We start from the raw sequence: 13,988 nt of genomic DNA on the forward strand, positions 1-13,988 counted from the left end.
CCTGGGCGGGCGGTCGTACGGGGGCGCGCGGAGAGGAACGATCCGCACTTCGGACGCCGCTGATCGAGGAACGGCGCGCCCCGTAGGGTGGTCGCCCATGACCACCCGCCACAGCACCACCGGAGACGTCGACCCGGCCGTGCGCGCCGAACTGGCCCGGCTGCGCGACAGCATCGACAACATCGACGCCGCCGTCGTCCACATGCTCGCCGAGCGCTTCAAGTGCACCCAGCAGGTCGGCCACCTCAAGGCCGCGCACCAGCTGCCGCCCGCGGATCCGGCCCGGGAGGCCGCTCAGATCGCCCGTCTGCGCCGGCTGGCGGAGAGCGCGAAACTCGATCCCGCGTTCGCGGAGAAGCTGCTCAACTTCATCATCGCGGAGGTCATCCGCCACCACGAGAGCATCGCCGAGGACGCCACGTCGGCGGCGGACGTCCTCGCGGAGTGACATCGTCGGCCGGCACGTCTCCCGCGGCGCGCCTCCCACGCCGCGCCACGCCGCACCTCCCGCACCTCGCCGCACATGCCGCGCCAGAGCGTGCCGGGGGCCCGGCCGGCCGGAAGGGCCGCCGACTGCCGAACAGTGCGGACCGGAGCGGGACCGCCGCGGGGACGCCCGGCAGACAGCCGACCACCCTGGCGGCCACCGCGTACCGGCCGCCGCACACGCGCTCGATCGATCGAACGCCCGTCGCACGCGCGTACGCCTTCCCAATCGACCGAAAGGCTCTTTGTCCGGTCAAAGGTGCGCGCGGTAAGACGGTTCCGGCATAAGCTGGTTGTCCAAGCGAGGGGACCTCGGGCCATGCCGTCTGATGCCAGGATTCTCATCGTCGACGACCATGTGGACACGCTCTACGCGCTGGAAAGCGCCCTCGCCCCACTGGGCTACCGCGTGACCCGCGCGACCAACGGCGACGCCGCACTCAAGGAAGTGCTGCGCGGGCAGGTCGGCCTCCTGCTCCTCGACGTGCGCATGCCCAGGGTCAGCGGACTCGACGTCGTGCGCTACATGCGGCGGGTCGAGCAGACCCAGCACATCCCCGTCATCCTGCTCACCGGCTTCGGCATCGACGCCGAACTCACCTCCGCCGCCTTCGCGCTCGGAGTCGCCGACCTCGTGACCAAGCCCGTCGACCCCTGGACCCTGCGCACCAAGGTCCGCTACCTCTACAACGCCCACCAGCGCTCCCGGACGCTGGAGCAGGAGGTCCGCGCCCTTCGCGCCCGGCTCAAGGACGGCACCGCGTCCCCGGCACGCGCCCTGCCGCACCCGGAGCCCCGCCTTCCGGGCCAGCGCGACGACCACGCCACCGAGCCGCCCCGCGCACCCACCAGCGCACGCGACGACGGACGGACATAGGGCGTGTACCGGACCGCCCCTGTGCCCGCTCGGCGGCATCGGGCAGCATGTCCCCCATGTCCGTACTCACGCGCGACGAAGCGCAGACCCGTGCCCGGCTCCTCGACGTCCACCGCTATGCGATCTCCCTCGACCTGACCGGCGGCGACGAGACCTTCGACTCCCGTACCGTCATCGGCTTCACCGCCCGCACGGCCGGGGACACCTTCGTCGAACTCAAGCCCGCCGAGCTGCGCTCCTCGACCCTGGACGGACAGCCCCTCGATCCCACCACCCTCGTCGAGAACCGGCTGCCGCTGAAGGACCTCACCGCCGGCGAGCACGAACTGCGCATCGAGGCCGTCATGCGCTACTCCCGCACCGGCGAGGGCATGCACCGCTTCACCGACCCCACCGACGGCGAGACATACGTCTACACCCAGCTGTTCCTGGACGACGTCCAGCGCGTCTTCGCCGCCTTCGACCAGCCCGACCTCAAGGCCGTCTTCGACCTCACCGTCAAGGCACCCGAGGGCTGGAACGTCCTCGCCAACGGCATCACCACCCACGAGGGCGACGGACTGTGGTGCGCCGCCACCACCCCCCTCATCTCCACCTACCTGGTCGCCGTCGCCGCAGGACCCTGGCACTCCGTCACCACCGAGCACCGCGGGCTGCCCTTCGGCATCCACTGCCGCCGCTCCCTCGCCCCCCACCTCGACGCCGACGCGGACGAACTGTTCGAGATCACCCGCCAGTGCTTCGACCGCTACCACGAGAAGTTCGAGGAGCCCTACCCCTTCGACTCCTACGACCAGGCGTTCGTCCCCGAGTTCAACGCCGGAGCCATGGAGAACCCCGGCCTCGTCACCTTCCGCGACGAGTTCGTCTACCGCTCCGCCGTCACCGACACCCAGCGCCAGACGCGCGCCATGGTCATCGCCCACGAGATGGCCCACATGTGGTTCGGCGACCTCGTCACCCTGCGCTGGTGGGACGACATCTGGCTCAACGAGTCCTTCGCCGAGTACATGGGCTACCAGACCCTCACCGAAGCCACCCGCTTCACCGACACCTGGACCGACTTCGGCGTCGCCCGCAAGGCCTGGGGCTACGACGCCGACCAGCGGCCCTCCACCCACCCCGTCGCCCCCGAAGCGGTCGACGACACCGCCTCCGCGCTCCTCAACTTCGACGGCATCTCCTACGCCAAGGGCGCCTCCGCGCTGCGGCAGCTGGTGGCCTGGCTCGGCGAGAAGGATTTCCTCGCCGGCATCAACACCCACTTCGCCCGCCACCGCTTCGCAAACGCCGCCCTCGCCGACTTCATCGACTCACTCGCCAGCGCCACCGACCGCGACGTGCACGCCTGGGCCGACGCGTGGCTGCGCACCACCGGCGTCGACACCCTCACCCCGCACCTCACCCAGGCCGACGACGGCACCTACGCGCTCACCGTCGACCACGACGGCAGCCGCCCGCACCGCATCAGCGTCGGCCTCTACGACCACCACATCGCCGACGACGGCGCCCTCGCCCTGCGCGAACGCCTCGACCTCGACATTCCGCAGGCAGCGCCCCAGCCCCTCGGCAAGCGCCCCGACCTGCTCCTGCTCAACGACGGCGACCTCACCTACGCCAAGGTCCGCTTCGACCCCGAGTCCTTCGAAACCGTCCAAGAAGCACTCGCCGGACTGCCCCAGCCGCTCAGCCGCGCCGTCGTGTGGAACGCCCTGCGCGACGCCGTCCGCGACGGCCGGCTGCCCGCCAACACCTACCTGGAGACCGCCCGCACCCACCTCCCGCACGAGACCGACCTGGCCATCGTCGACGGCGTCCTCGCGTTCGCCTCCGGCCACATCGCCGACTGCTACCTGCCCTCCCAGCTCTCGACTCCGCTCGAGCAGGGAGGTACCCCCATCGCCCGCCCCGCCGCCCTCGCCACCCTCACCGGACTGTGCCGCGACCTCATCCGCCGCACCGAGGACGGCGACAACCCCGGGCTGCGCCTGATCGCGGTGCGCCACTTCATCGACGCCGCCGCCCACCCCGACACCATCGCCGCCTGGCTCGCCGACGGAACCGTGCCCGGCGGACCCGAACTCGACCCCGAACTGCGCTGGCGCATCCTCGGCCGCCTCGCCGTCCTCGGCGCCGTCGACGAGGCCACGATCGCCGACGAACTCGCCCGCGACCCCAGCGCCACCGGCCAGGAAGGCGCCGCCCGCTGCCGCGCCGCCCTGCCCGACGAGGAGGCCAAGCGGCGCGCCTGGGAGGCGATGTTCACCACCGACGACCTGTCCAACTACCTGTTCACCGCCACGGCCCAGGGCTTCTGGCAGCCCGAGCAGGCCGACCTCGTCGAGGAGTACGTCGACCGCTACTGGACCGACTCGCCCGCCGTCGCCGCCCGCCGCGGCCCCGCCATCGCCACCGCCGCCGGCCGCTGGGCGTTCCCCCGCCACGCCGTGAACGAGGACACTCTCCGCCGCGGCGAACAATGCCTGCGCGAAGCGGACCCCACCCCGGCCCTGCGCCGCAGGCTCGTCGACGAACTCGACGACCTGGCCCGGGCACTGCGCATCCGCGAGGCGTAAGGGGGCCGGCCTCCCCACCGACCGGCGCCCGGCTCACCACCGGGCGCCGACCGCGCGCCATGCGCGCCGCCCCCGCCACCCTTTCCGTTCCTCTCCTCACCGGGGCAGTGCCTGCTTTCAGGTCTGATCGTTGTCCTCTTCGGGCGTGTCGAACCCCCTTGCCGCCAGGCTTGACTACCCTTGCCGCGCGCCCCGGGAGGACATCCCATGAGCTTGCCGCCCCTCGCCTCAGGACCCGACGGACCGAGCGCCCTGCGGCCGTTGCTCGCCACCGTCCTCGACGCCCTGCAGGAGGGCGCACGAGCGCGCGGCGGCCCCCTGCCCGCCGGCGGCCCCACCGCGGTCGCCGCCCGGGTACGCGACGCCGTCGGCGACGTCCTGCCGGACAAGGGCGACCCGGACGCCGTACGAACCCTGGTGCGCACCCTCGCCGAGGGCGCCGCCGACCCCGCCGACCCCCTGTGCGCCGCCCACCTGCACTGTCCGCCCCTGGCCGTCGCCACCGCCGCCGACCTCGCCGCCTCGTCCCTCAACCCCTCCCTCGACTCCTGGGACCAAGCCCCCGCAGCCTCCGAACTCGAAGCGCTCGTCACCCACGCACTCGCCCAAGAGGTCTACGCCGACACAGACGCCCCCGGGGCGAAAACCGCCGCCGCCCTCGTCACCACCGGCGGCACCGAAGCCAACCAGCTCGCCCTCCTCCTCGCCCGCGAAGCCCACGGCACCGTCCGCCTCGTCTGCGGCGCCAACGCCCACCACTCCCTCACCCGCGCCGCCTGGCTCCTCGCACTGCCGCAACCCGTCGTCCTGCCCACACCGCGCGGCACCCTCGACCCCGCCGCCCTCCACGCCACCCTCACCGACCCGACCGGCCCCCACGGACCCGTTCTCGTAGCCGCCACCGCAGGCACCACCGACGCCGGCCTCATCGACCCCCTGCCCGCCCTCGCCGACCTGTGCGCCACCCACGGCGCCCGCCTCCACATCGACGCCGCCTACGGAGGCGGACTCCTCTTCAGCGACCGCCACCGCGCCCTCCTCACCGGCCTGGAGCGCGCCCACACCGTCACCCTCGACCTGCACAAACTCGGCTGGCAGCCGGTCGCCGCAGGCATCCTCGCCGTCCGCGACCCGCACGACCTGCGCGCCCTGCACCACCGCGCCGACTACCTCAACGCCGACGACGACACCGAAGCCGGCCTGCCCGACCTCCTCGGACGCTCCCTGCGCACCACCCGGCGCCCCGACATCCTCAAGATCGCCGTCACCCTCAAGACACTCGGCCGCACCGGACTCGGCACCCTCGTCGACGAAGTCTGCGCCCGCGCACACGAGTTCGCCGACCTCCTGGCCGCCCACCCCGCCTTCGAGCTGCACGCCCCGCCCACCATCAGCACCGTCCTGTTCCGGCCCACCGGAGCGTCCGACGACACCGTCGCCGCCGTCCGCCGCACCCTCCTGAACGACGGCCGCGCCGTCCTGGGCCGCGCCCGCCTCGACGGCCGCCTGTGGCTCAAAGCCACCCTCCTCAACCCCCACACCCGGCCCGGCGACCTGGCCGCACTCCTTAACCTGGTGGAAGGAAGCACGCCCCGATGACCACCCCGACCCACCACGAACCCGACGCACCCCGCGACCTCGTCGGCATCGGCATCGGCCCGTTCAACCTCTCCCTCGCCGCCCTCGCCCACCCGCTCGCCGAACTCGACACCGCCTTCTACGAACAACGCCCCGGCTTCGACTGGCACCCCGGCCTCCTCATCGACGGCGCCACCCTCCAAGTCCCCTTCCTCGCCGACCTGGTGACCCTCGCCGACCCCACCAGCCGCTGGTCCTTCCTCAACTACCTCAAGACCCGCGACCGCCTCTTCCCCTTCTACTTCGCCGAACGCTTCCACATCCAGCGCGCCGAATACGACGCCTACTGCCGCTGGGTCGCCGGCAACCTCCCCGGACTCCACTTCGGCCACCAGATCGACGCCGTCCGCTGGAACCCCGACACGGACGTCTTCGAAGTCGACTACACCCAACTCGACGCGACCGGCGCGGCCCAAGCCCTCGGCCGCACCCACGCCCGCAACATCGTCCTCGGCGTCGGCACCGAACCCCACGTGCCCGAACCCCTCGAACCCCTCGTCAAAGCCCCCGGCCCACCCGTCATCCACGCCGCCGACTACCTCCAGCACCGCGACACGATCCTCGCCGCCGACCACATCACCGTCATCGGCTCCGGCCAGTCAGGCGCCGAAGTCTTCCTCGACCTGCTGCGCCACCGCCCCGCCGGCCGCGAGAGGATCCACTGGATCGGCCGCACCGAAGCCTTCGCCCCCATGGAGTACTCCAAGCTCGGCCTGGAACACTTCACCCCCGACTACACCCGCTACTTCCACGCCCTCTCCGAACCCGTACGCGACCGCCTCGTCTCCGCCCAATGGCAGCTGCACAAGGGCATCGACGCCGGCACCATCGCCGCCATCCACGACGAGCTCTACCGCCGCACCCTGCACGGCGGCTGGCCCGACACCGTCCTCACCCCCGCAGTCCGCGTCCGCACCGCCGGCCGCGTCGGCACCACCCGAATCGAACTCCACCTGGAACACGTCCAGCAGGACACCCGCTCCCGCCTCACCACCGACGCCGTCGTCCTCGCCACCGGCTACCGCGAACGCCCCCTCGGCCGCCTCCTCGCCGGACTCGACCCCTACCTCCACCGCGACTCCAGCGGCCGCCCCCGCATCGACGACCACTTCCGCATGATCCTCGACCCCACCGTCACCGGACACGTCTACGTCCAGAACGCCGAACTCCACACCCACGGCGTCGGCAGCCCCGACCTCGGCCTCGCCGCCTGGCGCAGCGCCACCATCCTCAACTCCCTCACCGGCAAAGAGCCCTACCCCTTGCCCCGCCGAACGGCCTTCACCACCTTCGGGCTCCAGCAACCCGACCGGATCCCGCCCAGCCGACGGCCCCAGATCCTCACCCCGCTCGTCGACGAACGGTAGAAGACCGACGAACGGTAGAAGACCGACCAGCGGGCGGCGCCGGCACGAAGCCCCGCGCCGGCGCCGCCCACCTGCCCTCCTCAAGCCTCACAGGCACTAAAAGACGGGCGTGCCGTCCCGCGTCAGCCGCCAGTCCACCGACGCGAAGTCCTTCGGATCCAAGATCCCCTTCGCCGTCACCCACTCCGCGATCCGGGTCCGGATCTCCGTCGACTCCGACCACAGCTCCCTGGCCGACGCCACATACGGGAAGGCACCGCCACCGTTCGCGCGGTAGTTGTTCACCGCCAGCACGAACTGCTGCCCGTCGTCCAACGCGGCACCGCCGAAGGACAGATTCCTGATCCGCGAACCAGCCGGCTGCGCGATGTCGATGTCATACGCCAGACCCGAGACGTAGTCGTAGTTGTAGTCCGGCCGGCCCCCCGCGTTCGTCAACTTCTCCACATCGACCGGCGCGTCCGCCGCCGTCCGCACGAAGTACTCCGCCGAGTACTCCAGGTACGCCCGGATCTGCGCACCCGTCATCAGCTTCGCCACCAGCGTGTTGTCATACACGTACAGACTCGACAGATCCCGGATCGTCACATCCCCCGCCGGGATCTCGGACGTCCGCGAGAACGGCGACGCCTGCGCGATCACCGGCAGCGACGCGAACTCCGTGCCCGCCAGCGCCGCCCTGACGACGTCCTCCTGCACCTTGGTGATCAGATCGATGATCGGCGCGTCCTTGTACCGCGCCTCCACCGTCGTCAGCGTCTGCGTCGCCTTGCCGACCACCTGATTGACATACGTCACCACGGCGGCATGCGCGTCCGACAACAGCTTGGTGATCTCCGGATCGTCGGCGACCGCGTTGGAGTTGCGCAGCGACGCCGACACCGATTCCACCTCCCACCGACCCTTGTCGAACACCAAGTCGATGTCGAACAGCGTGAGACGCTCGGCATAGCACAACGGCTCGGACAGAACGACCGTCTTCCCCGTCCGCTCATCGGCGACCTTCAGCTCCGGGATCTCCACATGCGCGTGCCCCACCAGAATCGCGTCGATCCCCGGCACCTGACGCGCCACATTCGCGGCCGCGTTCTCCACGTACGGCACCTGGTCACCGTACGACGACGTGCCCGACGCACCCGAGTGCGCCGACACCACGACCACATCCGCACCCATCGACCGCAGCCTCGGCACCCACTTCGCCGCCTGCTCCTCCAGACCCGGAAACGTCAGCCTGCCCTGCACATACGCCTTGTCCCAGATCGCGATACCCGGATTCGTCAGACCCAGCACGGCAACCTTCACCGGCGGAGCGCCCGGCACACGGAACGTCTTCATGAAGTACGGCGGGAAAGCCGGCCGCTGAGTCTTCGCGTCCAGGGCGTTCGCACCCAGCAGCGGGAAGTCGCACTGCGCCTCGAACTTGCGCAAGGTCTCGATGCCGTAGTTGAACTCGTGGTTCCCCAGCGCCACCGCGTCGTACCCGATCGCGTTCATCGCCCGCGCCATCGGATGCACCGGGCCGCCCTCGGCGGTGATCGGATCCACCTTCGCGTAGTAGTACGTAAGCGGTGTGCCCTGGATCGTGTCGCCCGCGTCCAGCAGCAGCGTGTTGCAGCGGCCCTTCTCCTCGCGCACCTGATTCACCAGCGTCGAGATCCGGGCCAGGCCCTGCGCGTTGCCCGCCTTGTCCGCGTACTCCGCGTCCTTGAAGTAGTCCCAGTTGAAGACGTGACCGTGCAGATCCGTCGTCCCCATCACGGTCAGCGCATACCGCTTCCGGCCCCTCCCCGCCGGCGCGGCCTCGGCCGCCGGAGCCGCCGCGGCACCCGCCAGCGCCACCCCCGCCCCGGTCGCAGCGGATCTCCTCAGAAACTTCCGGCGGTTCAACGGCATCTCTCGGACTCCTCGCGAAAAGGTCAACGACGCGCGTAGATTGTGACCCGAGCATGACCAACGGCAACAGTCCCCGCAGGTTTCGATCTGATGACCTCGGCGGCATGCGGGGCAGCCCCGGCGGTCCCGCCCCCTCGACCCGAGGTCCCGGTGCCGGTGAATATGCCGCTGCAATTTCTCTCGGATGCTCATCGGAGCGGGATGCCGCACAATTCAACACTTGGCAACAAGGCTTCACTCAAAGGTTGTTGAGTAGTCACGCGCGACCAATTCTCTACCGGCCGGTAAGTCATAGGCTCACACCATGCGCCGAGCAAAGATCGTCTGCACTCTGGGCCCCGCCACCGACTCGTACGACCAGATCAAGGCACTGGTCGAAGCCGGAATGGACGTCGCCCGATTCAACCTCAGCCACGGCACCTACGCCGAACACGAGGAGCGCTACCAACGCGTACGAAAGGCCGCCGACGAAACCGGCCGCAGCGTCGGAATCCTCGCCGACCTTCAGGGCCCGAAGATCCGACTCGGCCGCTTCACCGAAGGCCCCGTACTCCTTGAACGCGGAGACACCTTCACCATCACCGTCGAAGAAGGCGTCGAGGGAGACCGCCAGACCTGCGGAACCACCTACGCCGGCCTCGCCACCGACGTCACCCCCGGCGAACGCATCCTCGTCGACGACGGCAAGGTCTGCCTCCAGGTCACGTCTGTCGACGGCCCCCGAGTCCACACCACGGTCCTGGAAGGCGGTGTCATCTCCGACCACAAGGGGTTGAACCTGCCGGGCGTTGCCGTGTCCGTCCCCGCACTCTCCAAAAAAGACGAGGACGACCTCCACTGGGCCCTGCGCACCGGCTTCGACGTCATCGCACTCTCATTCGTGCGCAGCGGCCGGGACATCAAGGACGCCCACCGCATCATGGACGAAGAAAACCGCCGCCTCCCCGTCATCGCCAAGGTCGAAAAACCCCAGGCGGTCGAGAACATCGACGACATCGTCGCCGCCTTCGACGGCATCATGGTCGCCCGCGGCGACCTCGGCGTCGAAATGCCACTCGAACAGGTCCCGATCGTCCAAAAACGCGCCATCAAGCTCGCCAAGCGGAACGCGAAACCGGTCATTGTCGCCACCCAGATGCTCGACTCCATGATCGAGAACTCCCGCCCGACCAGGGCGGAGGCGAGCGACGTCGCGAACGCCGTCATCGACGGCACGGACGCCGTCATGCTCTCCGGCGAGACCAGCGTCGGCAACTACCCCATCGAAACGGTCAGGACCATGGCCCGCATCGTCGAGGCCGCCGAGGAGGACCTCCTCGCCAAGGGCCTGCCGCCCCTGACCGACAGCAACAAGCCCCGCACCCAGGGCGGCGCCGTCGCCCGCGCGGCAGCGGAGATCGGCGACTTCCTCGGCGCGAAATTCCTCGTCGCCTTCACCCAGTCCGGCGACACCGCCCGCCGCCTCTCCCGCTACCGCTCCCCGATCCCGCTCCTCGCCTTCACCCCCGAACCGGCCACACGCTCGCAGCTCAACCTCACCTGGGGCGTGGAGACGTTCCTGGGTCCGCACGTGGACTCCACGGACGCGATGGTCGACCAGGTCGACGAACTGCTGCTGAAGTACGGCCGCTGCCAGAAGGGCGACGTGGTGGTGATCACGGCGGGCTCGCCGCCCGGTGTGTCGGGCTCGACGAACATGGTCCGGGTGCACCACATCGGCGAGGACGACAGCCCGAAGTAGGCGGTCAGTACTTGGGGCCTACGTGGGCGTCCATTAGGGCGACGGAGGCTTTGCGGGCGATGGAGATGTTGAACGGATCGCTGCCGCGGGCAAGGGTGGTCCACTCGACGCCCACCTTGCCGAGGGCGTCCGTGAAGAGCTTCCGGATGTCGTCCGACTTGTTGGAGAAGAAGTACCGAGGGTATTCATAGCGCTTGCGCTCACCGGCGACCATGCGGGTCGTCCAGTTGGTGATGCGGCAGCCGTCGGAGTGGATGAGGCCGCGGATGAACTCCCAGGGGTGGGCGTCGACGATCTCCTGCTGCCAGGACTCCAGAGCGATCTTTCGGTTGTGCTTCTTGCCGGGCCCGTGCTGAGGGAACATGCACGTCCAATGTCTGGAGTAGGACTTCACCTCGATGCAGCCGGTTTTGACGTGTCGCCCGATGCTGGGTGCGGGCATCACCCTGCGCATGGCGTCTTCCGCAGCCACGATCAGGCCGGTCTGCGTGGAGTTGCAGAAGATCGACAGGTGATGCTGCTTGTACTTGGAGACGATGTGGCCGTCACCGAGATAGAGACCGAGCAGGTACGAATAGGCGGCTAAATCAAAGTCGCGGCCTGTGCAGCGAGGGCAATCCGTCGGCTGCCTGTACACCTCACCGCGTGCCTTGCGGTCTTCGCAGCGCCACCAGCCGATGGTTCCCCGCGGGATGTTCAGCTGCTCTGCGACGACCCGGTTGGGAACGCCTTGGCGCATCAGTGCGACAGCATGTGCGCGAATCGAAGGACTGTGCTGCTCCATGTGGCCACTCTGCGTTAGCAACCGTGACTGCGCGCACCAAAAAAGCGGAGAACCACGCGAACGTGATCCTCCGCTTACTCGGGGTGCCGGGTGCGGGATTCGAACCCGCAAGCCCTCACAGGCAGAGGTGTTTGAGACCTCCGTGTATACCGTTCCACCAACCCGGCGCGGCACATCCGAGAGTGTACCGGGTCATCATCGTTTGGCGCCGCTAGGTAGGCTGCATTAGCAGCACTACCTGCCCAGCCCGTAACTAGGAGCCCGAGTGACCGCCCCCGAGTCGCCCCAGCCCGTTGCCGACGACGACAAGTCGCACGTGCCTCCGCTGACGACCCGTGTCGTCATCGCCGAGGACGAGGCGCTCATCCGGCTCGACCTCAAAGAGATGCTCGAGGAGGAGGGCTACACCGTCGTCGGTGAGGCCGGCGATGGTGAGCAGGCCGTCGAGCTGGCCCGTGAGCACAAGCCCGACCTGGTGATTCTCGATGTGAAGATGCCGAAGCTCGACGGCATCTCCGCGGCGGAGAAGATCGCCGAGGAGCGTATCGCCCCGGTGCTGATGCTGACGGCGTTCTCGCAGCGTGATCTCGTGGAGCGGGCGCGGGACGCGGGTGCGATGGCGTATCTGGTGAAGCCGTTCAGCAAGAGTGATGTCGTTCCGGCCATCGAGATGGCTGTCTCGCGGTTCACGGAGTTGAAGGAGCTGGAGAAGGAGGTCGCGGACCTCTCGCAGCGCCTGGAGACCCGGAAGCTGGTGGATCGGGCGAAGTCGATCCTCCAGACGGAGTACGGGCTGACGGAGCCGGCTGCGTTCCGGTGGATTCAGAAGACGTCGATGGATCGTCGTATGTCCATGCAGCAGGTCGCGGAGGCTGTCATTCAGGATGCGGAGGAGAAGAAGGCCGCCAAGGGCTGAGATCCCCGTCGGTACAGCGGTGAGGCCCGCATCCCGTTGCCACGGGGTGCGGGCCTCACCGTATGCCCGGAAACGCGCGCTCAGTCCTCGCCGAGGTACGCCTTGCGCACCGACTCGTCGTGCAGCAAGTCCTGGCCCGTCCCCGAGAGGACGATGTTGCCGACCTCCATGACGTGCCCCTGGTCGGCCAGGGACAGTGCCGCCTGGGCGTTCTGCTCGACGAGCAGGATGGTCGTGCCCTGGGACTTCAGCTCGGCGATCGTCGCCATGATCTTCTGCATCATGATCGGCGAGAGGCCCATGGAGGGTTCGTCGAGCATGAGCAGCTTCGGCTGGGACATGAGCGCGCGGCCCATGGCGAGCATCTGCTGTTCGCCGCCGGAGAGGGTGCCCGCGGCCTGCTTGCGCCGCTCACCCAGGATGGGGAAGAGGTCGTAGGCCCGTTGGATGTCCTTTTCGATGCCCGGCTTGTCGTTGCGCAGGAACGCTCCGAGGCGGAGGTTGTCCTCGATGGTCATGCGGGGGAAGATGTGCCGGCCCTCGGGTGAGTGGGCGAGGCCCAGGGAGACCACCTGGTGGGCGGGGATCTTCTTCAGCGATTTGCCGTTGAATTTGATCTGTCCGCCGACGGGCTTCAGCAGGCCCGAGAGGGTGCGCAGGGTGGTGGTCTTGCCGGCGCCGTTGGTGCCGATGAGGGTGACGACCTGGCCGGCGTCGACCTTGAAGGAGATGCCCTTGACGGCTTCGATCTTGCCGTAGGCGACTCGGAGGTCTTCGACTTCGAGCAGTGCGGTCATCGGTCGTTCTCCTTGCCGGGCGCGGCGTCCGTCGTGGTCTCGGCCGCTGCTTCGGCGGCTTCGACTTCGGCGATCTCTTCCTCGCCGGGGGCGTTTTCGAAGGGCTCGCCGAGGTAGGCGGCGATGACGCGTTCGTCTCCCTGGACGGTGGCGCTGTCGCCTTCGATGAGTTTTTCGCCCTGGACGAGGACGGCGACGCGGTCGCAGAGGTTGAAGATGAACCGCATGTCGTGCTCGATGACGAGGATGGCGATGCCTTTGTCGCGGATGGCGAAGACCAGTTCCTCGGTGGCGCGGGTTTCCTGCGGGTTCATGCCGGCGGTCGGTTCGTCCAGCAGGAGCAGGCCGGGCTCGCTCGCCAGCGCTCGTGCGATTTCCAGCTTGCGCTGTTCGCCGTAGGGGAGGTTGCGGGCGAGGTGTTCGGCCTTGTCTGCGAGGCCGACGAACTCGAGGAGTTCCATGGCGCGATCGCGGGAGGCTGCCTCGGCCTTGTGGAAGCCGGGGCCGCGCAGGACGGCGGACCAGAAGCCTTCCTTGGTGCGGGTGTGGCCTCCCACGAGCACGTTCTCCAGGACCGTCATGTTGGCGAACAGGCGGATGTTCTGGAACGTGCGGGCGATGCCTGCGGCGGTGACCTTGAAGGACTTGGGCGGCAGGACGTTGCCCTTGTAACGGACTTCGCCTTCGGTGGGGACGTACAGGCCGGTCAGGCAGTTGAAGAAGGTGGTTTTGCCGGCGCCGTTGGGGCCGATGAGGCCGACGATCTCGCCGCTGTTCACGGTCAGGTCGACGCTTCGTACGGCGGTGAGTCCGCCGAAGCGCATGGTGACGCCGCGTGCGTCGAGTACGACCTTGCCGGGGGCGGTGGCGCCCGGGGTGGCGTCCTGGGTGGTGGTGTCGGTGGTCATGGTGG

11 protein-coding genes and 1 tRNA gene are annotated in these 13,988 nt (G+C 69.0%); 7 read left to right on the forward strand and 5 right to left on the reverse strand.

All coding sequences use genetic code 11. The features are described 5' to 3' along the window. The first annotated feature begins 97 nt into the window (after positions 1 to 97). The 5 genes from ACFYZE_RS03285 to ACFYZE_RS03305 all read left to right on the forward strand — a co-directional run bounded on the left by ACFYZE_RS03285 (position 98) and on the right by ACFYZE_RS03305 (position 6,944). Complete coding sequence (locus ACFYZE_RS03285) at positions 98 to 448, forward strand: chorismate mutase (RefSeq protein ID WP_388987756.1); 351 nt, start codon at positions 98 to 100, stop codon at positions 446 to 448. Positions 449 to 805: 357 nt separating this feature from the next. Further along, on the forward strand, positions 806 to 1,363 hold the full coding sequence (locus ACFYZE_RS03290; RefSeq protein ID WP_388987760.1) for a two-component system response regulator: 558 nt from the start codon (positions 806 to 808) through the stop codon (positions 1,361 to 1,363). A gap of 56 nt (positions 1,364 to 1,419) precedes the next feature. Continuing rightward, complete coding sequence (gene pepN, locus ACFYZE_RS03295) at positions 1,420 to 3,939, forward strand: aminopeptidase N (RefSeq protein WP_388987762.1); 2,520 nt, start codon at positions 1,420 to 1,422, stop codon at positions 3,937 to 3,939. Between the two features lie 207 nt (positions 3,940 to 4,146). Beyond that, positions 4,147 to 5,538 carry a pyridoxal phosphate-dependent decarboxylase family protein gene (locus ACFYZE_RS03300; RefSeq protein ID WP_388987765.1) on the forward strand — a complete coding sequence of 464 codons (1,392 nt, stop codon included), beginning with the start codon at positions 4,147 to 4,149 and terminating at the stop codon, positions 5,536 to 5,538. Continuing rightward, positions 5,535 to 6,944: a lysine N(6)-hydroxylase/L-ornithine N(5)-oxygenase family protein gene (locus ACFYZE_RS03305; RefSeq protein ID WP_388987768.1), complete on the forward strand. Its 1,410-nt coding sequence runs from the start codon at positions 5,535 to 5,537 to the stop codon at positions 6,942 to 6,944. The genes ACFYZE_RS03300 and ACFYZE_RS03305 overlap by 4 nt, the downstream gene beginning before the upstream one ends. Positions 6,945 to 7,040: 96 nt before the next feature. On the opposite strand, the gene ACFYZE_RS03310 is transcribed toward ACFYZE_RS03305, so the two are convergent. Continuing rightward, entirely contained in the window at positions 7,041 to 8,837 is a 1,797-nt protein-coding gene (locus ACFYZE_RS03310; RefSeq protein ID WP_388987771.1) for a bifunctional metallophosphatase/5'-nucleotidase, read from the reverse strand. 304 nt (positions 8,838 to 9,141) lie between these two features. Between ACFYZE_RS03310 and pyk the strand changes: the two genes are divergently transcribed. After that, positions 9,142 to 10,578: a pyruvate kinase gene (pyk, locus tag ACFYZE_RS03315; protein ID WP_388987774.1), complete on the forward strand. Its 1,437-nt coding sequence runs from the start codon at positions 9,142 to 9,144 to the stop codon at positions 10,576 to 10,578. 4 nt (positions 10,579 to 10,582) lie between these two features. Here pyk and ACFYZE_RS03320 read toward each other — a convergent pair whose 3' ends face one another. Together ACFYZE_RS03320 and ACFYZE_RS03325 are read right to left on the reverse strand one after the other, a co-directional pair. Next, positions 10,583 to 11,362 carry a helix-turn-helix domain-containing protein gene (locus ACFYZE_RS03320; protein WP_388987777.1) on the reverse strand — a complete coding sequence of 260 codons (780 nt, stop codon included), beginning with the start codon at positions 11,360 to 11,362 and terminating at the stop codon, positions 10,583 to 10,585. Positions 11,363 to 11,446: 84 nt separating this feature from the next. Next, positions 11,447 to 11,529 (reverse strand) — tRNA-Leu (locus tag ACFYZE_RS03325). 98 nt (positions 11,530 to 11,627) lie between these two features. Here ACFYZE_RS03325 and ACFYZE_RS03330 point away from each other — a divergent pair. Next, positions 11,628 to 12,278, forward strand: a complete 651-nt coding sequence (locus ACFYZE_RS03330) for an ANTAR domain-containing response regulator (protein ID WP_388987780.1) — start codon at positions 11,628 to 11,630, stop codon at positions 12,276 to 12,278. A gap of 80 nt (positions 12,279 to 12,358) precedes the next feature. Here the strand turns inward: ACFYZE_RS03330 and ACFYZE_RS03335 are convergent, their stop codons facing one another. Together ACFYZE_RS03335 and ACFYZE_RS03340 are read right to left on the reverse strand one after the other, a co-directional pair. Further along, on the reverse strand, positions 12,359 to 13,075 hold the full coding sequence (locus ACFYZE_RS03335) for an ABC transporter ATP-binding protein (RefSeq protein WP_388987783.1): 717 nt from the start codon (positions 13,073 to 13,075) through the stop codon (positions 12,359 to 12,361). Further along, on the reverse strand, positions 13,072 to 13,983 hold the full coding sequence (locus tag ACFYZE_RS03340; protein ID WP_388987786.1) for an ABC transporter ATP-binding protein: 912 nt from the start codon (positions 13,981 to 13,983) through the stop codon (positions 13,072 to 13,074). Before ACFYZE_RS03340 ends, ACFYZE_RS03335 begins: the two co-directional genes overlap by 4 nt. Between the last annotated feature and the right edge of the window lie 5 nt (positions 13,984 to 13,988).

This window comes from Streptomyces sp. NPDC001796, assembly GCF_042892355.1.
GTDB lineage: Bacteria > Actinomycetota > Actinomycetes > Streptomycetales > Streptomycetaceae > Streptomyces.